Raw genomic sequence first — 19,225 nt, 5'->3', positions numbered from 1 at the left:
ACTTCACCCGAAACGCGAACAGCCCGGCCAGGAATCCCAGCAGCAATCCACTGAGCACCATCATCACCACCGCAGATCCCTTCGGGGTTCTGGCAAGCCTTCGCACCGGAGCATCTTGGTCGGATGACCGGGTGAGGGCTTTCTCCTGTCTTCGCCAACCAAAGTTATCGCACTAACTTCACGTTGTGAAGAATCTAAGTGCACGAACTATGCTCGGGTCGCGATGGTGCCCTCGTTGCTACGGCCCTGGGAGCATGGTCGACTTGACGCGAACACCTGCACCAACCCGGAAAGGCTGTCGATGACCAACAAGGAACCGCCGAACTACCAGCGCGTCGTGGACGACCTGCGCTCGCGGATCCTCTCTGGTGAACTGGCTCCGGGTGAGAAGCTCCCCACCGAGAAGGAACTACAACAGCGGTGGGGCTACTCCACCACGATCGTCAAACACGCCCTCACCCTGCTGCGCAGCGAAGGGCTCATCGAGGGTCGACGCGGCTCCGGCAATTACGTACGCGACCGGAGTCAGCTCGTGCGTCGCGCCCACTCTCGAGACATGCGCAAGCGCCTCGGCAGTACATCGCCATTCGCGCGAGACAGCGAAGCGGCTGGGAGGCAACCGACCTGGGAGTCGGAGAGCGAGAAGATCCCCGCGACGCCGCACATCGCGGAACGACTCGGCATCCGGCCTGGCGACACGGTGATGCACACCAGGTATCGGTACCTGGCGAACGGCGATCCCATCCAGCTTGCCGACTCGTACGAGCCGATCGCCGTCACCGGCGGCACCCAGGTCGAGCACCCCGAGCAGGGGCCGATCATCGGCGTCGTCGCCCGGATGGACTTCATCGGCGTGACCATCGACCGGTTCATCGAAGAAGTGGCCGCGCGGCCGGCAACGCCTGCGGAGATCACTGCCCTCGACCTCGATCAGCGCGGCGGTCGATGGGTCATCGCGATCGAACGCACCTACTACGCCGGGCCGACCGCAGTCGAGACCGCCGACATCGTCTTCCCCGGCGACCGATACCGCCTCGTCTACGAGATACCCATCGACCCCTGGTCGCCAGAAGAGGTGACCGACTTGCCCTGACACACGAGGTCGCCCGCCGGATTGCTGCGATCCGACGACCGACGCTTCATGTACTCCGCCTGGAGAAAGGCCGACCTAGCTCAGGGCGAGACGGCGCAGCCGGTCGTCGGCGCGGGCGCCGCAGCCGGGGCGCCGAGCGTGGGCAGCCCCAACAGCACTCCGGGGGTACGCGGTGAGCGACCCGCCTCGGCCGCGTCGCCGGCCCGGGTCCGCCGGTGCGACAGCGGCGCACCGTCGGCGTTGAGGTGGTGCGGTGCCGCGTAGGTGACCGTGGTCTGCACGATGTCGCCGGGACGGATCGCACCCGCCTCGACCGGGCCCGTCGCGAAGTGCACCAGGCGGCCGTCGCGGGCCCGGCCGGACATCCGGCCGGTCCGCTCGTCCTTGCGGCCCTCGCCGACGGCGACAAGCACCTCGACCGTCTCGCCGACCAGCTTCTTGTTCTCCGCCCAGGTGATCTCCTCGACGCAGGCGATCAACCGCTCGTACCGCTCCTGCACGACCTGCTTGGGCAGCTGACCGTCCATGCTCGCGGCCGGGGTGCCGGGGCGCTTCGAGTACTGGAACGTGAACGCGGAGGAGAACCTCGCCGCCCGGACCACGTCCAGGGTGCGCTCGAAGTCCGCCTCGGTCTCGCCGGGGAAGCCGACGATGATGTCGGTGGTGATCGCCGCGTCGGGCATCGCCGCGCGGACCTTCTCGATGATCCCGAGGTACTTCTCCGACCGGTACGACCGGCGCATCGCGCGCAGCACGTCGTCGGAGCCGGACTGCAACGGCATGTGCAGCGAGGGGCAGACGTTGGGTGTCTCGGCCATCGCCGCGATCACGTCGTCGGTGAAGTCCTTCGGGTGTGGGCTGGTGAACCGGACCCGCTCCAGACCGTCGATCTCGCCGCAGGCCCGCAGCAGCTTGCCGAAGGCGTACCGGTCACCGAACTCGACGCCGTAGGAGTTGACGTTCTGCCCGAGCAGGGTCACCTCAAGCACGCCCTCGTCGACAAGCGCCCGCACCTCGCTGAGGATGTCGCCGGGGCGGCGGTCCTTCTCCCGGCCGCGCAGCGACGGCACGATGCAGAAGGTGCAGGTGTTGTTGCAGCCCACCGAGATCGACACCCAGCCGGCGTACGTCGACTCGCGGCGGGTCGGCAGCGTCGACGGGAAGACGTCGAGGGCTTCGAGGATCTCCACTTCGGCGGCGGCGTTGTGCCGGGCACGTTCCAGCAGCACCGGCAGCGAGCCGATGTTGTGGGTGCCGAAGACCACGTCGACCCAGGGTGCCCGGCGGACGATGTCGCCCCGGTCCTTCTGAGCCAGGCAGCCACCGACGGCGATCTGCATCCCCGGGTGCCGGTTCTTGACCGGACGCAGGTGACCGAGGTTGCCGTACAGTCGGTTGTCCGCGTTCTCGCGGACCGCGCAGGTGTTGAACACCACCACGTCGGGGGTGTCCTCGGCCTCGCCCGCGCGGACGTACCCCGCCTGCTCCAGCAGGCCGGAAATGCGCTCGGAGTCGTGCACGTTCATCTGGCAGCCGTAGGTGCGCACCTGGTAGGTGCGCGGGCCGCCCGCCGCTGCGGTAGTCATGACGTGCACAGCGTAGCCGGGTCCGAGGAATCGGACGCAAACGAGGAGAAGCCATGTGCCGCAGCATCAAGACCCTGCGTGAGCCGTACACCCCGGAGGTCACCGACGCGGACGTGCGGGCCGCGGCGTTGCAGTACGTCCGAAAGATCTCGGGCTTCCGGGCGCCAGCGGCCCACAACGCCGAGGCGTTCGACGCGGCGGTGGCCACGATCGCCGCCGCCACCCGCACCCTGCTCGACGAGCTGGTGGTACGCGGCGGCACCCGGCCGGCCGCCCCGGCCGGCAACTGAGTCGCCGCGACTGCCGGACCTGCTGCAATCGGTGACGGCGGCAGCCAGACGGTGTCGGCCAGTCGCCGGCCGGTCGTCAGGCGGCGGCCAGGGCCGGGTTGACCGAGTCGGGCGCCCAGCGGGAGCGGTGGCAGCGCGACCAGCCCCGGCACCGCGGGTCCGCCTCGGTGCACAGGCGGCGGTCGCTGAGCACCTCGCCGTCGTCGGTCTCCCGCACGTCGAAGTGGACCGGGCGGATGCTGCCGTCCGGGGCCACCAGCAGGTGCCGGGTGTCGTCGAGCGTGTCGTCCCGCAGTAGGCAGTTGCGGCCCAGCAGCCGGGCCAGCGCCGCGATGCTGGGCAGTTCGGGCAGCTCGTCCGGCACGCCGTAGCAGTCCACGATCGTGGCGAACTCCCCCGGTGCCTGCCAGACGTCGCAGACCACGGCGTACGTCGGCAGTCGCAGCGGATCCGCCACCGCCAGTGGCATCACCACCCGACCGAGCGCGTCGGCCAGCGCCGGGTAGACCTCCACCGGTCGTACCTGGTCGATTCTCCAGTTCCACAGCTCGGTCATGCCGTCTCCTCGCTGTGCTCGTCCCCACCGGCCTCCGGATCGGGCCTTACCGACGATGGTGGGGGGCATTTGCCCCCAGCCGTGGGCAAGTTACCGGTCTGTGACCATTCTGGCCCAAATTTCCCCGAGCTTCATCGCTCCAGGTAGCGGGAAGATGACAGTTTATCGGGTATGGTGCGCGTTCCCACGCAGCGGCACGCGTACCGAAAACCCGCGTTCAGCGCAGGACGATCCGGTGTTCGCCGGGGGGCAGCAGCTCACCGATCACGGGAGCGCCCGGTATCTCCCCGGCGATCAGCAGCCCGCCGGAGGTCTGCGCGTCGGCCAGCAACAGCCGGTCCTCCTCGGTCGCCGCACCGAAGTACGTCCACGGGGTCACCCACTCCAGGTTGCGGCGGGAACCACCGCTGACGTACCCGTCGCGGACCGCCTCGCGGGCACCGGCCAGGTACGGCACCCGGGCGGTGTCGATCGCCACCGTGACCCGGCTCGCCCGGGCCAGCTTCGAGGCGTGGCCGAGCAGACCGAACCCGGTCACGTCGGTGCCGCAACGCACGCCCGCCGCCACCGCCGCCCGCGCGGCGTCCCGGTTCAGCGTGGTCATCGCCGCCACCGCCGCCGGGAAACTCTCGCCGGTGCTCTTGTGGCGCGTGTTGAGCACCCCGACGCCGAGCGGTTTGGTAAGCGACAGCGGCAACCCGGCCCGCCCGGCGTCCAAGGTGATCAACTCTTCCGGCCGGACCAGCCCGGTGACGGCCAGACCGTACTTCGGGCCGTCGTCGTCGACGCTGTGCCCGCCGGCCAGGTGGCAGCCGGCCGCCCGGGCCACGTCCAGGCCGCCCCGCAGCACCTCCCGGGCCAGGTCCAGCGGCAGCACCTCGCGCGGCCAGCAGAGCAGGTTGAGCGCGACAAGCGGAGTGCCGCCCATCGCGTACACGTCGGACAGGGCGTTCGTGGCGGCGATCCGACCCCAGTCGTACGCGTCGTCGACCACCGGCGTGAAGAAGTCCGCAGTGGTGACCAGGCCGGTGCGCTCGTCCAGCCGGACCACCGCGGCGTCGTCGCCATGGTCGAGCCCGACCAGCAGCTCGGCGGTGCCGGCGGCGGGCCCGAGATCGGCGACCATCGCCTCCAGCTCACCGGGCGGGATCTTGCAAGCGCACCCGCCGCCACGGGCGTACCGGGTCAGCCGCACAGGCTCGGTCATCCCCTCATGATCTCCGTCACCCGGGCGGGACACCAGCCGGGCGGGTCAAATTCGGACGCCGCAGTCGGATCATCCAGGGTGTTACCGCTCCGTGACCATCTGGGTTGTGTTCCGCCACTTCACCCCGCCTACAGTGGCCGCTACCGGGGGTCGACCGACTCCCGACAGCGACGAGGAGGACAGACGACGTGGCGACGGGCGAACCGCTCATCGTGCTGGACTCGGTCAACAAATGGTTCGGGCCGTTGCACGTACTGGACGACGTCTCGCTGTCGGTGGGGCGGGGCGAGGTGGTCGTGGTGATCGGCCCGTCCGGCTCCGGCAAGTCGACCCTGTGCCGCACCATCAACCGGCTGGAGCCGATCAACTCCGGCACCATCACCTTCGACGGGCAGGCGCTGCCGGCCGAGGGCAAGGCCCTGGCCAAGCTGCGCAGCGAGGTCGGCATGGTGTTCCAGTCGTTCAACCTCTTCGCGCACAAGACGATCCTGGAGAACGTCACCCTCGGCCCGGTCAAGGTCCGCAAGGAGAAGCCGGCGGCGGCCCGCGAGCGGGGTCTGGCCCTGCTCGACCGGGTCGGCATCGCCAACCAGGCCGACAAGTACCCGGCCCAGCTCTCCGGCGGCCAGCAGCAGCGCGCCGCGATCGCCCGCGCGCTGGCCATGCAGCCCAAGGCGATGCTCTTCGACGAGCCCACCAGCGCGCTGGACCCGGAGATGGTCGGCGAGGTGCTGGACGTGATGACCTCCCTCGCGAGCGACGGCATGACCATGGTCGTGGTCACCCACGAGATGGGCTTCGCGCGGCACGCGGCAAACCGGGTCATCTTCATGGCGGACGGACAACTGGTCGAGGACGCTCCCCCGACCGAGTTCTTCGCCAACCCCCGCAGCGAGCGGGCCCGAGACTTCCTCTCCAAAATCCTCACCCACTAGCTGACCCGATGAGGAGCCCGCCGTTCCGTGGCGTGCTCCGACGAAGAAGGAGATGAGTATGCGTATCACGCGCATTGCGGCGCTCGCGGCAGCCGCGACCCTCGCGCTCGGCGTGACCGCCTGCGGCGGAGACGACGCTGGGGACGACACCGGTGCCGGCGACAAGTCCTTCGCCGCCGGCAGCACCATGGAGCGGCTGAACAAGGCGCAGGCCATCAAGGTCGGCACGAAGTTCGACCAGCCCGGTTTCGGCCAGAAGGGGCTCTCCGACAGCCCGGAAGGCTTCGACGTCGAGGTCGCAAAGATCATCGTCAAGGAACTCGGCATCCCCGAGAGCAAGATCGAGTGGGTGGAGACCCCCTCGAAGGTCCGCGAGGACGTGATCGTCAACGACACCGTCGACATGGTCGTGGCCACCTACACGATCAACGACGCGCGCAAGGAGCGGATCGCCTTCGCCGGGCCGTACTACGAGGCCGGGCAGAACATCATGGTGAAGAAGGGCGACACCAGCATCACCGGACCGGACTCGTTCAAGGACGGCGCCAAGAAGGTCTGCTCCGTCACCGGCTCCACCCCGGCGGAGGAAATCAAGAAGTACGTCAAGGACGTCGGCTCCCAGCTGGTGCTCTTCGACACCTACGACAAGTGCCGCGACGCCCTCAAGGGCGGCCAGGTCGACGCCGTCACCACGGACAACGTGATCCTGCTCGGCTTCATCGCCAAGGACGAGGAGTCGTTCCAGCTCGCCGGTGACAACTTCACCAAGGAGCCGTACGGCATCGGCGTCAAGAAGGACGACACCGCCTTCCGCGACTTCATCAACGACACGCTTGAGACGGCGTACTCCGACGGCAGCTGGAAGAAGGCCTGGGACGACACCGCCGGTAAGTTCGGTGCCGAACTGGGCGAGGCACCGGCCGTCAACCGCTACTGAGTCACCGATCTGGAGGGTGGGGAGGAAGTCCGACCCGTGAATGTGCTCATCGACAAGTTCGACGTTTTCGCGGGCGGGTTCTGGCTCACCCTCCAGATCTGCCTCCTCGCTGCGATCGGCGCCCTGATCCTGGGTGCCGTCGTGGCGGTACTGAGGATCTCGCCGGTGCCGCCGCTGCGCGCCGTCGGCACCGGCTACGTCAACATCTTCCGAAACCTGCCGCTGACCGTGGTGATGTTCTTCGCCGCGTTCGGCCTGCCGGCCCTCGGCTCCAACGCGGACTTCCTCCGCATCCCCGGCCTTGACCTGATCTTCAGCCGGCTCGGCACCGACCTGCCGTACTTCCGGTTCGCGCTGATCGCCCTGGTCCTCTACACCGCCGCCTTCGTCTGTGAGGCGTTGCGTTCGGGGGTGAACGCCGTCCCCGCCGGGCAGGCGGAGGCCGCCCGTTCACTCGGACTCACGTTCGGCCAGAACCTGCGCTACGTGGTGTTGCCACAATCCTGGAAGGCATCCGTGGTACCGCTGGGTTCCGTGATCATCGCGATGATCAAGAACTCCGCACTGGTCGGCTTCTTCGGCGTGGTGGGCGACCTCTCACAGACCGCCGACCAGCTCACCTCGGCCGAGGGTCATGCCTTCGTACCGGTTGCCATCGGCATCTCGATCGGATACCTGATCATGACAGTCCCGCTCGGCGCGCTGCTGGACCGCATCGAGAAGCGACAGGCGGTGGCCCGATGAACCAGCAAGGCAGCGTTCTCTACGACGTACCCGGGCCCCGCCAACGCCGGATCACGTTGATCAGCAGCATCGCCGCCACGTTCGTCCTGATCGCCGGCGCGTACTTTATGGTCTACCGCCCGCTTGAAGACAAGGGCCAGTTCTCGATGGAGCTGTGGGGTCCGCTGATCGACCCCTCGAACGAGTACTTCTCCCAGGTGTGGGACAAGATCGGCTACGGGTTCCGCAACACGCTGACCGCTGCGGCGCTGGCCATCATCTCCTCGCTCGTGGTCGGCACCCTGCTGGCCGTGCTGAGGATCCAGCTCAAGCACCTGGGCCGCCGCCGGTTCACCGGTCTCGCCACCCCGCTGTCGTATCTGGCACGCGGGCTCACCGCCGTGCTCTCCGCGATCACCCGGATCTGCGTCGAAGTGTTCCGAGGGCTGCCGGTGGTCATCACGATCTTCTTCGTGGCTCGCGGCTTCCCCGAGTTCGGCATCTCCTTCGACACGCTGTGGTACCTGGTCATCGGCCTCACCATCTACAACTCCGTGGTGATCGCCGAGATCCTCCGCTCGGGCATGGAGGGCCTGCCCAGCGGGCAGGCCGAGGCTGCCGGCGCAATCGGTCTCTCGCCGTTGCAGACCACCCACCTGATCCTGCTGCCGCAGGCATTCCGGATCATGCTGCCGGCCCTGATCAGCCAGCTCGTGGTGGTGCTCAAGGACACCTCGCTCGGCTTCATCATCAGCTACGAGGAGACCCTCAACATCGGCAAGCAGATCATCGGCGTGCTGGACAACCCAATCCAGGTGTACGTCGTCATCGGGCTGCTGTTCATCCTGGTCAACTACTCGCTGTCCAAGCTGGCCCAGTACGTCCAGCACCGGCTTTCCCGCGGCCGCAAGACCGCCGGGACACCGGCCCAGAACCCGCCGCCGGCCGCGCTCACGGCGCAGGCCGAGGGTGCCGGCGGCGGCGGTTACGGCGGAAGCTAAGGCCCGACAGAGGTAAAGAAGGCCGGCCCGGTAACTTCCGGGCCGGCCTCCTGTCCGCTCAGCGGGCGATCTCGGTGACCCGGGACTCGCGGACCACGGTCACCCGGATCTGACCCGGATAGGTCAGCTCCTCCTCGACCTGCTTGGCCACGTCCCGGGCCAGCACCGCCGCGCCGATGTCGTCGACGTCGTCGGGCTTGACCATCACCCGGATCTCCCGACCCGCCTGCATGGCGAAGACCTTCTCCACCCCGACCTTGCCGGCGGCGATCTCCTCGATGCGTTCCAGCCGCTTGACGTACGCCTCCAGGCTCTCCCGCCGGGCCCCCGGCCGACCACCGGAACAGGCGTCGGACGCCTGGGTGAGCACCGCCTCCACGGTCTGCGGCGGCACCTCGTTGTGGTGCGCCTCGATGGCGTGCACCACGTCCTCGCTCTCGCCGAACTTACGGGCCACGTCCGCGCCGATGATGGCGTGGCTGCCCTCCACCTCGTGCGTGAGCGCCTTGCCGATGTCGTGCAGGAACGCCGACCGCTTGATCAACGGTACGTCCAACCGCAGCTCGGCCGCCATCACCCCGGCGATGTGCGCCGTCTCCACCAGGTGCTTGAGCACGTTCTGCCCGTACGACGTGCGGTAGCGCAACCGGCCCAGCAGGGTGACCAGCTCCGGGTGGATCTCGGTGATGCCGACCTCCACCAGAGCGTCCTCGGCGGCCCGGTGGCAGAGCTGATCCACCTCCTGCCGGGCCAGCTCGTGCACCTCCTCGATGCGGTGCGGATGGATCCGGCCGTCCAACACCAGCTTCTCCAGCGTCAACCGGCCGACCTCCCGGCGTACCGGATCGAAGCAGGACAGCAACACCGCCTCGGGAGTGTCGTCGATGATCAGGTTGACCCCGGTGACCGACTCGAAGGCCCGGATGTTACGGCCCTCCCGACCGATGATCCGACCCTTCATCTCGTCGCCCGGCAGGTGCAGCACACTGACCACACTCTCGGCGGTCTGCTCACTGGCCACCCGCTGGATGGCGTCGACCACGATGTGCCGGGCCCGCTGCTCGGCAGTCGACCTCGCGTCGGACTCGATGTCCCGGACCAGCAGCGCGGCCTCCCGCTTGGCCTGCCCCTCGATCGCCTCGACCAACTCGGCCCGCGCGGCGTCGGCGGTCAAACCGGCGACCCGCTCCAACTCACGTCGCCGCTGGTTCTCCACCTCGGCGAGCTCGACCTCCCGCTCGGCCAGCGCCGCCTCGCGGGCCGCCAGCGCGGCGTTGGCCGCCGTAAGCTGGCGCTCCCGCTCCGCGAGCCGCTCCACCTCCTCGGTGTGCAGCCGCTCCCGCTCGTCCATCCGGGTCGCCCGCCGCTCCACCTCGGCGGCCTGCTCCCGGGTGGTCGCGGCCAGCACCGCCACCTCCCGCTCACCGCTGCGCCGGGCTGCCGTGCGCAACTGCTCGGCGTCCGCCTCGGCCTGCTTGTGCGCCCGTTCCAGCACCGTGTCCGCCTCGGCGCGGGCGTCGTCGAGCACCCGACGCGCCTCCGCCCGAGCGGCCTTCGCCTCGGCCTTGGCCGCCGCCGCCTCGGCGCGCGCCGCCGCCGCCGCGGACTTCGCCACGTCGATGGTGCTGTTGACTTCGTCAGCGGCGGTGCGCAGCGCGGCCAGCGACTGCTCCTGCCGGTCCTTCTCCGCGACGTACGCGGGATCCTCCGGTGCCGGACGCGTCAGCAGACCCCGCATCAGCCGCACCCCGAACAGGACCGCGCCGAGTACCACGAGGGTCAACACCAACACGGCAGTCAGGATCACGACATCGAAGGCGCTCATCGGTCAGCTCCGTCCGGCCCGTCGCCGACCACCAACGCGACGGCAGGTGGACCGGAACTCTGCTCACCGTCGTCGCTGGCCCCGGACTCCGCCGCACCGGGAGCGCCTGCCCCCGCGCTCATGCCGGCACTCCGTTCCGCTGCGTGCCCCTGGCGGGCAGCGCCGAACGAAGCCTCAAGGTCGACCCGCTCCGCTCGCTCATGCCGGGACTCCGGTGAACCTGTGCCGCCTCGCCATGGCGCGCCTCCCCTGAACCGTCGCGCCGCAACAGCCTGCCGGGTGGGCACGCTCCTGCGACTCTGGACGCCCGACCGGAGCGCATGGCCGTGGGTTGGCTTCCTCCGCCGACGTCCCTGACGGCCGTCGGCGGGCCGGGTGCACTGTCACGTGAGCCCGGACCGGCCTGTCCGGAGCTGACGTACGCGGCCGATCGTGCCGGCCAAAGTGATGCTGTTCTGTTACGGGATCTATGTTGTGCGCTTAGCCTGCGCTTGGTCGGGCAATGTGAGCCTTTATGGCGAGGCTAGGTCTCAACCGGGCTCCGGTCAAGAACGGATGATCAAACCACCCGGACGGAGAGAAGTTAACTCGTCACCCTCCGCCAATGAATACTCGGACGCCAGCGGGCAAAAAAGACGAACAACCAACGCCGGGTTGACTCATCCGGGCTGGTCACGTTGCGGAGGTGGTCGTCGCAGCCGCGCCACACGCATCGCCCCAAGCCCCGGGGGCCCGACCGAAGTCACGTCTGGCGGACGGCGTGACAGCGGGAGCGCGCGGTCAGCGGTCGATCTCGCCCTCGGCGTCGACGAGGGCGTCGGCGTCGATCTGCTCGGCAAACTCGGCCGCCTCGGCGCTCTGCGCGGCGATCGCGTCCTTCACCGCCCGGATCGCGACGCCGGCCGGGTAGCCCTTGCGGGCCAGCATGCCGACCAGCCGCCGGAACACCGCGTCCGGCTCGCCTCGGGCGGTACGCAGTTTCCTCTCCACCAGGGCGCGGGCGGTCTCCGCCTCGGTGGTGTCGTCCAGCTCGTCCAGCGCCTCACTGGCCGTGTCGCCATCCACGCCGCGTTGGCGCAGCTCGTTGGCGAGTGCCCGGCGGGCCAACCCCCGGCCGGCGTGCCGGCTGCTCACCCAGGCCCGGGCGAACGCGGCGTCGTCGATGATGCCGACCTCGTCGTACCGGTCGAGCACCTGGTTGGCGGTCTCCTCGGAGACGCCCCGCCGGGCCAACGCGGTGGCCAATTCGGCGCGGGTACGCGGGCGTACCGCGAGCTGCCGCAGACAGATCTCCCGGGCCACCTCGGCCTCGTCACGAGGCGCGGCTGCCGCTTCCCCGCGTGCCGAACCGCCGGCCCGTCCGGCGGAACCGGCCCTGCCCCGGGAGGTGCCCCATGCCGGCGCACCTGACGTCGACGAATCCGGAGAACCGGCCGACGCCGGGTCACCCGGGTCGGCGGGGTTGCCGGCGGCGCGGCGGCCTCGGCGGGGACGCGGTGTGGCGTCGCCCGCCCGGGGCGGGCTGGCATCCCAGCCCCGCCCCGAGCGGGCACGTCGTCCTGCCACGACTCAGGATCAGAAGTCGACCGGCGGCAGCTCCGGGCCACCGGCGGCGTCGCCCGCGCCGACCCCGACGCCGAGCTTCTCCAGGATCTTCTTCTCGATCTCGGCGGCCACGTCCGGGTTCTCCCGGAGGAACTCGCGGGCCTTCTCCTTGCCCTGGCCCAACTGGTCGCCCTCGTAGGTGTACCAGGCACCGGACTTGCGAATGATCGACTGCTCGACGCCGACGTCGATCAGCGAGCCCTCGCGGGAGATGCCCTTGCCGTACATGATGTCGAACTCGGCCTGCTTGAACGGGGACGCAACCTTGTTCTTCACGACCTTGACCCGGGTCCGGTTACCGACCACGTCGGTGCCGTCCTTCAGGCTCTCGATGCGCCGCACGTCGAGCCGGACCGAGGCGTAGAACTTCAACGCCCGCCCACCAGTGGTGGTCTCAGGGCTGTTGTGCACCATGACGCCGTCGACGAAGTAGTTGTGGTTGCCCTCGACCTCGATGTCGAACCGGTTCATCGAGCGGGTCTTCGGCTTGACCCGGACATCGACGATCCGGGCGGGCACCGGCATCAGCTCCGCCGGGACGAACTGCGGCTCGACTGCACACTGGCCACGGAAGCGCGGCAGCAGTTTGGCCTCCATCGCCGCCGGCACGTAGGGAGCGACCAGCTCCTGGAACCTCGCCGACGACTCGGTGGTGAAGATGATCGACGCCGTCTGCCGGGCCCCCCGGGAGACCAGCTTCACGTCCATGCCGTACGCGTCGCGCAGATGCTCCACCAGGCGATCCCGGCTGCCCTCCGCCATCGCCTCGACGCAGATCTCGATCCGGCCGGAGCCGCCCACCGTACGCTCCTGCAAGCCCTTGGAGCGGACAGTGAAGCAGCCGTCATCCATGTACCACACTGCGAGCGCCAGAGGAGTCAGCGCCTTGAGGTAGTCCCAGCTGAGGTGCTTTTTGCCGTCACCCAGGTAGACCGCGCGGCGCAGCTCGTCCAACTCCGGCAGCGGAGTGAAGTCGACGAAAGCCGCTCCCCGTGCGTCGGTACGCCGGGAGTGGCCGATGTTGCCCAGCAGCGAGACCTTCCAGTCGAGGTAGTCCACCTGCTGTGCACCGTGGCCGAGACGGAAGCGGACACCGGAGCGATCCTGGCGGTTCGGCGACAGGGCACCATCGCCCATCAGCGAACCGAGCACGACCTGCCACTGCTGCTCGCTGAGACGGCGTGACTCGGCGAGCATCACCCGGTCACCGGCGATCAACTCGCCCGCCTCCCGCCAGCCGCCCGGAGTGCGTACCAGGTGGTTGGCGGTGGCGGCGAACTGCGCCCGCCCGTTGCCACCCGACTTGGCGACGGTGAACTGGAGGAACTGCTCCGCCGGCCCGTTGTTGAACCAGTTGGTGATCCGCTTCGGCTCCACCCGGTCGGTGTCCGGGTTGTAGGAGAGGACCTCGACATCCATCCGCTGGTTGACGATCTTGCCGATCTTCTCCTGCGTGCCGTCGGCCAGGGTGACCCGGGTCGAGTACGACATGCATCCGAACATGACGCCGATCTTCTCGCGGAGCTGGTTGATGAAGATCGCGGTGGTGCCGGTGTTGTTGAGCACGCCGGTGATCTTCCGCAGCGCCTGGCTCATCAGCCGGGCCTGGAGACCCACGTGGCTGTCGCCCATCTCGCCCTCGATCTCGGCGCGCGGCACCAGCGCGGCGACCGAGTCGATCACGATGATGTCGATCGCGCCGGAGCGGACCAGCATGTCCACGATCTCCAGCGCCTGCTCGCCGGTGTCCGGCTGGGAGACCAGCAGGGCGTCGGTGTCGACGCCGAGGGCCTTGGCGTACTCCGGATCGAGCGCGTGCTCGGCGTCGATGAAGGCGGCGATGCCGCCGGCCCGCTGGGCGTTGGCCACCGCGTGCAGGGCGACCGTGGTCTTACCGCTGCTCTCCGGGCCGTACACCTCGACGACCCGGCCGCGAGGCAGACCACCCACGCCGAGCGCCACGTCGAGCGCGATGGAACCGGTCGGAATGACCGAGGTCTGGATGACCGGTCGCTCCCCCAGCCGCATCACCGAGCCCTTGCCGAATTGCTTGTCGATCTGAGCGAGAGCAAGGTCGAGCGCCTTCTCCCGGTCAGGTCCTGCCGCCATCGTTGCCACCCCTGCCTTCGCCGGCGTCTTTCCTGAGCTTCGCGTCACGCGGGACACGCTAGGCGCTGGGTCCGACAGAAAACCAGCCGACTGGCCGTGGCCTGTGGACGAGCACCCCGCTGTGGACAATAGCCGAACAGGTGTACGACTCGGCAAGAGACACGCGGAAGTAACGAATCGACTGCTCAGCGTAGCCGGGTGGGTACCCGGTCCGGATAGGCGGCGACCACGGCGCGCCACACCACGTGCGTCTCCACGCCGGCCTTGAGGGCCTGCTCGATGGTTCGCCCGCCGAGTTCCGACAACACCTGGTCGCTGGCGATGCTGGCCGCGTACGCCGGCCCGAACGCCTCGGCCAGGCGCGCCCAGAAGTCGGTCAGCCGCACGTGATCAGTCCTTCCTGTCCGGTGCACCCACCGGCACCGGACGCAACGCTAGCGCCAGCAGGGGCGCCACCGCGACTGCGGCGAGCAGGGTCAGCACCGGATAGCCCGCAAGTTGCATGACAAACCCGCTCAGCGCTCCGGCCAACGCTCCGGCAAGCCCCATGAGCAGGTCGGACAGCCCCTGGGCGCTGGGGCGCACCTCGTCCGGTACCGACTCCGACAGCAGGGTGGAACCGGCCACCATGGTCGCCGACCAGCCGAGCCCGAGCAGGATGAGCCCGACGGTGAGCCGGGGCGTGTGGTGCCCGGCGGTACCGGCGACCGCGCAGGCGGCCAGCAGCGTCCCGATGCCACCGAGGATGACCGGGCGCCGGCCGAACCGGTCGGCGAGCCAACCGACCACCGGTGCCAGTGCGTACATGCCGGCGATGTGCAGGCTCAGCACCAGCCCGACCACCGGCAGCACCTCGTCGACGGCGTAGTACTCCCGCAGGTGCACCGGGGTCATCGCCATCACCGCCACCATCACCAGGTGGCCCACGGCCACGGCGGCCACGCCGAGTCGGGCGGCCGGTCGGGCGCGTACCACCGACCAGGCGGCGCGCATGCCCACGCCGCGCCGGGCCGGCGGTGCCGGTGCCGCGACGGGCTCGGCCGCCGCCGGAACCGTGCCGGCCGGGGCGAGCGCGGACGCGGCCGGGGTCGCCTCGGCCGGGATCGGTGGTGGACCAGACGGGATCGGCTCGGACTCGCCGGCGCGGGCCGCCGCGAGCCGGCGCGCGGTGAGCAGCGGGTCGGGCCGCAACCACAGCAGCAGTACGCCGGCGGCGAGCACGAACGCGACGGCGCTGAACGCGAACGGGCCGGACAGCGCCGGCAGCCCCCAGCCGCTGGTGGTGCGGTCGGCAAGGGCGGCGAAGTTCGGGGCGGCCACCGCGCCGATGGTGGTGGCCCAGACGATCAGCGACAGTTGCCGGGCGCGCCGGTCCGGTTCGGCGAGGTCGACCGCGGCGTAGCGGGCCTGGAGGTTGGCGGCGGAGCCGCCGCCGAAGAGGAGCATGCCGAGGAAGAGCAGCGGGACCGACCTGGTCGCCGCGGCGAGCACGACCAGTGCCCCGCCCAGCGCCCCGATCACGTACGCGAAGGCCAGGCCGGGGCGGCGGCCGTACCCGGTGATGATCCGGGTGACCGGTACGGCGAGCAGGGCGGCACCGATCACGGCGGCGCTCTGCGCCAGGCCGGCCACGGCGGTGCCGGCGATCTCGGCGGCGAGCAGGGCGCCGACGGCGATGCCGATGGTCACCCCGATGCCGCCGACGACCTGGGTGGTGAAGAGCAGCCGCAGGGTGCGCCGCTGGATGGGCGCGACATCCGGGTACGCCGGTGTGGTCAGGTCAGTGGCCAACGGGAGGCTCCTTGGTAAGGGGTGACCATCCTTTCGCACCCGACCGACAGCCGGCAGCCCGGTTTTCGTCACAGCCCCAGGCCGCGACCGATGATCTCCTTCATGATCTCGGTGGTGCCGCCGTAGATGGTCTGCACCCGGCTGTCCAACCAGGCCCGCGCCACCGGGTACTCCGCCATGAAGCCGTAGCCGCCGTGCAACTGCACGCACCGGTCGGCCACCCGGTTCTGCAGCTCCGTGGTCCACCACTTGGCCTTGGCCGCGTCGGTCACCGACAGTCGGCCGGCGTTGAACTCGGCCACGCAGTGGTTGACGAAGGTCCGCGCGATGGTGACCTCGGTGTCCAGTTCGGCGAGGAGGAACCGGTTGTGCTGGAACTTCCCGATCGGCCGGCCGAACGCCTCCCGGGTACGCGCGTAGTCGAGGGTGAGGGCGAGCAGCCGTTCCGCGGCGGCGACCGCGGCGACGGCGATGCTGAGCCGTTCCCGGGGCAGGTTGGCCATCAGGTGGTAGAAGCCGTGGTTCTCGGTGCCGATGAGGTTGGCGGCCGGCACCCGGCAGTCGTCGAAGAAGAGTTCGGCGGTGTCGTTGGCCTTCAATCCGACCTTGGCCAGTCGACGGCCCCGGGTGAAGCCGTCGGTTCCGGTCTCCACGACGATCAGGCTGACCCCGTGGGCACCCTCGTCGGCGGTCCGGGCCACCACGATCACCAGGTCGGCCAGCTCGCCGTTGGTGATGAACGTCTTCTGCCCGTTGAGCACGAGGCTGTCCCCGTCACGGACGGCGGTGGTGCGTACGCCGGCCAGGTCGGAGCCGGCACCGGGTTCGCTCATCGCGATGGCGGTGACGAGGTCGCCGGAGCAGAACCGGGGCAGCCAGCGCCGGCGCTGCTCCTCGGTGGTCAGTTCGGTGAGGTACGGCGCGACCACGTCGTTGTGCAGGCCGAACCCGAGCCCGGAACAGCCCGAGTTGACGATCTCCTCGACGAGGACGGCGTTGTACCGGAAGTCCCGTTGCCCGCCGCCGCCGTACGCCTCGTCGACGTCAGGCCCGAGCAGTCCGGCGGCGCCGGCCTTCCGCCACACCTCGCGGTCGACGATGCCGTCGGCCTCCCAGCGGTCGTGGTGCGGCACGGCCTCGCGGTCCAGGAACCGCCGGCACAGGTCACGGAACTCGTCGTGGTCGGGCTCGTAGAGGTGCTGCTGCATGGCGGCAAGTGTGGCACCGCCCGCGACCCCGGCGCGTGGTCGGTGCCGCGGCCGGGGGCCGCAGGTCAGCCGAGGGAGCGGCAGGTCAGCCGGGAGGACGGCAGGTCAGCCGGCGAGGGCGCGGGCGACGACGGTGAGGTCGGCGACCAGCCCGTCGTACGCGACGTCCTGGTTGTCGGCACGGAGCACGGCGGACGGGTGGATGGTGGCCAGCAGTCGGGCCGGGGGCGCGTCGGTGGTCCCGCCGGAGTTGTCCACCGGTACCCGCTGAAAGTCCTCCGGATGTTGGGCGGCGGCCGGCCAGGGCAGCAGTTCGCCGCGCTGGCGGGTGACCCGGAAATTCGGGCCGAGCAGCGCTTTGGCGGCGGTCGCCCCGAGTACCACGATCACCTCGGGGGTCAGTTGGGCGAACTCGGCGACCAGCCAGGGTCGGCAGGCGGTGATGTGTACCCGGTCGGGGGTCTGGTGGATCCGCCGTTTGCCGCGCAGCTCGAAGCGGAAGTGCTTCACCGCGTTGGTGAGGTAGATGTGGGCCGGGTCCAGCTTGGCGTCGTCGACCGCCTTGCGGAGCAGTCGGCCGGCGGGGCCCACGAAGGGCAGTCCCTTCTGGTCCTCCATGTCGCCGGGTTGTTCGCCGACGAAGACCACCCGGGCGCTGGCGTCGCCCCGGCCGAAGACGGTCTGGGAGGCGTCCCGGTACAGCTCGCAGCCCCGGCAGCCGGTGGCGGCGGCCCGCAGGTCGTCGAGGGTGTCGGTCTGCGGCGGGATGAACCGCTGGGCGCCGGGCGCGGTGTCGGTGTCGGCCATGGCGACTGTTCTACCCGCTGTGGCGCGCCTCACGCGAGCAGGGCGGCCCGCAGCCCTGGGGAGGCAGGCCCGACATGCCGCAACTCGGTGTATCCGCCGGCCGGGACGCCCCGAGATGCCGCAAGCGGAGCCCGCCCAGCCCTCATGACGCCGGTATCCTGCCGCAGACCTGGGGGTCGGTCAGGCGGTGAAGCCTGGTGAGGGGGTGGGGCGGGCCGCGCGGGCGGCCGCGTCGGCGAGGGCTGGGATCTCCTTCTCGTGCAGGTCGCTGACGGTGATGCGCAGCCCCGGCGGGCCGGCGAGCCGGTAGAGCGCGCCCGGGGCGACCGCCCAGCCGGCGTCACGCAGGGTGGTCAGCGCACTGGTCTCGTCGTCCACCGGTAGCCAGACGTTGATGCCGCTGCGACCGTGGGCGGGCAGGCCACGGTCGGCGAGGGCGGTGATCAGGGCGTGGCGCCGTCGTTCGTAGCTCTCCGCGGCCCGGTCGATCAGGGCGTCCGTCTCCGGATCTTCCCAGAGCGAGAGCACGAGCCGTTGCAGCACGGTGGAGACCCAGCCGGTGCCGACCCGGGCCCGGCCGGCCACCCGCGCCACCGTGGTCTCGTCTCCGGCCAGCACGGCCAGGCGCAGGTCGGGGCCGAAGGGCTTGCTGACCGAGCGGACGAAGGCCCAGTGGGTGGTCGCCCCGGCGAGCGGGTGCAGCGGTACGCGGGCCAGCTCGGCGGCGTGGTCGTCCTCGATCAGGAGCAGGTCGGCCCGTCCGGCGAGCAGGTCGCGCAGGGCGCCGGCCCGGTCGGCGGAGACGGCCGCGCCGGTCGGGTTCTGGGCCCGGCTGGTCACGATGAGTGCTCGCGCGCCGGCGGCGAGGGCTGCGGCGACTCCGGCGACGATCGGCCCGTCGTCGTCGATGGGCACTCCGATCGGCCGTAGCCCGAGCGCGGCGAGCAGGTCGAGCAGGCCGGCCCAGCCCGGATCCTCGACGGCGACCGCGTCGCCGTGGCGCAGGTGCGCGCCGAGCAGGCGTTCGATGCCGTCCAGCGCGCCGCCGGTGAGGGTGAGCCCGGGGGCCGGCACCCCGTCGGCGGCGAGCCGCGCTGCGGCCACCTCGGACATCTCGGGCAGTACGCCGAGGTCGGGATAGCCCACCGGGTCGCCGACGGTATCGGCGAGGGCGGCCAGGTGCCGCCGCAGCGGCGGCAGCAGCCGCTGGTCGGGTTGGCCTCGGGACAGGTCGCGCAGCCCGGGTGCGGGCGGCGGGCGCAGTGCGGCTCGGCGGGCGGCGACGGGTGGTCGGGGGCGTACCCGGGTGCCGTGCCGGCCGGCGGTGACGACGAGTCCGCGACGACGCAGTTCGGCGTAGGCGCGGGAGACGGTGGCCGGGCTGACGGTCAGGTCGGCGGCGAGGGTGCGCACCGGTGGCAGTGGGTCGCCGGGAGCGAGGGCGGCTTCGCGGATGCCGGACTCGATGCTGGCCGAAATCTCGACGGCCGTCGCACCGGTCACCTGGTAGCGTGCTGACACAAAGATGAGATTGTACTAGAACAAAGGTGGA

18 protein-coding genes and 2 pseudogenes are annotated in these 19,225 nt (G+C 70.2%); 6 read left to right on the top strand and 14 right to left on the bottom strand.

Annotation, left to right across the window (positions count from 1 at the left end):
• The first annotated feature begins 337 nt into the window (after positions 1–337).
• Positions 338–1,093, top strand: coding sequence for a GntR family transcriptional regulator (locus ACFY2A_RS06590; protein WP_387169286.1), 756 nt, complete (start codon positions 338–340; stop codon positions 1,091–1,093).
• An 80-nt stretch (positions 1,094–1,173) separates the two neighbouring features.
• On the opposite strand, the gene miaB is transcribed toward ACFY2A_RS06590, so the two are convergent.
• Positions 1,174–2,679 (bottom strand): tRNA (N6-isopentenyl adenosine(37)-C2)-methylthiotransferase MiaB, encoded by a 1,506-nt coding sequence (miaB, locus tag ACFY2A_RS06585; RefSeq protein WP_363917232.1) that lies wholly within the window; start codon positions 2,677–2,679, stop codon positions 1,174–1,176.
• Positions 2,680–2,732: 53 nt separating this feature from the next.
• Between miaB and ACFY2A_RS06580 the strand changes: the two genes are divergently transcribed.
• A complete protein-coding gene (locus ACFY2A_RS06580) occupies positions 2,733–2,969 on the top strand; it encodes a DUF2277 domain-containing protein (protein ID WP_204011077.1) in 237 nt (78 codons plus the stop codon).
• Positions 2,970–3,045: 76 nt separating this feature from the next.
• Here ACFY2A_RS06580 and ACFY2A_RS06575 read toward each other — a convergent pair whose 3' ends face one another.
• The gene (locus ACFY2A_RS06575; RefSeq protein ID WP_093410236.1) at positions 3,046–3,525 is read right to left on the bottom strand and encodes a hypothetical protein; all 480 of its coding nucleotides are present in this window, start codon (positions 3,523–3,525) and stop codon (positions 3,046–3,048) included.
• Positions 3,526–3,742: 217 nt separating this feature from the next.
• Positions 3,743–4,732, bottom strand: a complete 990-nt coding sequence (gene selD, locus ACFY2A_RS06570; RefSeq protein WP_387169280.1) for a selenide, water dikinase SelD — start codon at positions 4,730–4,732, stop codon at positions 3,743–3,745.
• 188 nt (positions 4,733–4,920) lie between these two features.
• Between selD and ACFY2A_RS06565 the strand changes: the two genes are divergently transcribed.
• From ACFY2A_RS06565 to ACFY2A_RS06550, 4 genes are read left to right on the top strand one after another with little or no spacing between them, the layout of a single operon-like run.
• Positions 4,921–5,667: an amino acid ABC transporter ATP-binding protein gene (locus tag ACFY2A_RS06565; RefSeq protein WP_387169276.1), complete on the top strand. Its 747-nt coding sequence runs from the start codon at positions 4,921–4,923 to the stop codon at positions 5,665–5,667.
• A 58-nt stretch (positions 5,668–5,725) separates the two neighbouring features.
• Positions 5,726–6,604 (top strand): glutamate ABC transporter substrate-binding protein, encoded by an 879-nt coding sequence (locus ACFY2A_RS06560; protein ID WP_387169273.1) that lies wholly within the window; start codon positions 5,726–5,728, stop codon positions 6,602–6,604.
• 36 nt (positions 6,605–6,640) lie between these two features.
• Entirely contained in the window at positions 6,641–7,348 is a 708-nt protein-coding gene (locus tag ACFY2A_RS06555) for an amino acid ABC transporter permease (RefSeq protein WP_387169270.1), read from the top strand.
• The gene (locus ACFY2A_RS06550; RefSeq protein ID WP_387169267.1) at positions 7,345–8,328 is read left to right on the top strand and encodes an amino acid ABC transporter permease; all 984 of its coding nucleotides are present in this window, start codon (positions 7,345–7,347) and stop codon (positions 8,326–8,328) included. Before ACFY2A_RS06555 ends, ACFY2A_RS06550 begins: the two co-directional genes overlap by 4 nt.
• A 58-nt stretch (positions 8,329–8,386) precedes the next feature.
• On the opposite strand, the gene rny is transcribed toward ACFY2A_RS06550, so the two are convergent.
• The 11 genes and pseudogenes from rny to ACFY2A_RS06495 all read right to left on the bottom strand — a co-directional run bounded on the left by rny (position 8,387) and on the right by ACFY2A_RS06495 (position 19,194).
• Complete coding sequence (gene rny, locus ACFY2A_RS06545) at positions 8,387–10,153, bottom strand: ribonuclease Y (RefSeq protein WP_387169264.1); 1,767 nt, start codon at positions 10,151–10,153, stop codon at positions 8,387–8,389.
• Positions 10,150–10,275: a hypothetical protein gene (locus tag ACFY2A_RS06540; RefSeq protein WP_387169261.1), complete on the bottom strand. Its 126-nt coding sequence runs from the start codon at positions 10,273–10,275 to the stop codon at positions 10,150–10,152. Before ACFY2A_RS06540 ends, rny begins: the two co-directional genes overlap by 4 nt.
• 658 nt (positions 10,276–10,933) lie before the next feature.
• Positions 10,934–11,719: a regulatory protein RecX gene (locus tag ACFY2A_RS06535; protein ID WP_387169258.1), complete on the bottom strand. Its 786-nt coding sequence runs from the start codon at positions 11,717–11,719 to the stop codon at positions 10,934–10,936.
• Between the two features lie 9 nt (positions 11,720–11,728).
• Positions 11,729–12,229, bottom strand: a complete 501-nt coding sequence (locus ACFY2A_RS06530) for a hypothetical protein (RefSeq protein ID WP_269742610.1) — start codon at positions 12,227–12,229, stop codon at positions 11,729–11,731.
• Positions 12,230–12,400: 171 nt separating this feature from the next.
• Positions 12,401–12,976 (bottom strand): annotated as a pseudogene (locus tag ACFY2A_RS06525) (LAGLIDADG endonuclease); the annotation flags it as partial.
• Between the two features lie 39 nt (positions 12,977–13,015).
• Positions 13,016–13,867 (bottom strand): annotated as a pseudogene (gene recA, locus ACFY2A_RS06520) (recombinase RecA); the annotation flags it as partial.
• A 185-nt stretch (positions 13,868–14,052) separates the two neighbouring features.
• Positions 14,053–14,253 carry a DUF3046 domain-containing protein gene (locus ACFY2A_RS06515; RefSeq protein WP_269739281.1) on the bottom strand — a complete coding sequence of 67 codons (201 nt, stop codon included), beginning with the start codon at positions 14,251–14,253 and terminating at the stop codon, positions 14,053–14,055.
• 4 nt (positions 14,254–14,257) lie between these two features.
• Positions 14,258–15,658, bottom strand: coding sequence for an MFS transporter (locus tag ACFY2A_RS06510; RefSeq protein WP_387169255.1), 1,401 nt, complete (start codon positions 15,656–15,658; stop codon positions 14,258–14,260).
• Positions 15,659–15,726: 68 nt separating this feature from the next.
• Positions 15,727–16,866 (bottom strand): acyl-CoA dehydrogenase family protein, encoded by a 1,140-nt coding sequence (locus ACFY2A_RS06505; RefSeq protein WP_363917208.1) that lies wholly within the window; start codon positions 16,864–16,866, stop codon positions 15,727–15,729.
• Between the two features lie 105 nt (positions 16,867–16,971).
• A complete protein-coding gene (locus tag ACFY2A_RS06500) occupies positions 16,972–17,673 on the bottom strand; it encodes a UdgX family uracil-DNA binding protein (RefSeq protein WP_387169251.1) in 702 nt (233 codons plus the stop codon).
• Positions 17,674–17,853: 180 nt separating this feature from the next.
• Positions 17,854–19,194 (bottom strand): aminotransferase class I/II-fold pyridoxal phosphate-dependent enzyme, encoded by a 1,341-nt coding sequence (locus ACFY2A_RS06495; RefSeq protein ID WP_387169248.1) that lies wholly within the window; start codon positions 19,192–19,194, stop codon positions 17,854–17,856.
• Positions 19,195–19,225: the final 31 nt, after the last annotated feature.

It is taken from the genome of Micromonospora sp. NPDC000442, from assembly GCF_042898635.1.
In the GTDB taxonomy this organism is placed as follows: domain Bacteria; phylum Actinomycetota; class Actinomycetes; order Mycobacteriales; family Micromonosporaceae; genus Micromonospora.
The sequence above is the reverse complement of the archived record's forward strand: the minus strand, read 5'-3'. Positions and strand labels throughout refer to the sequence as shown.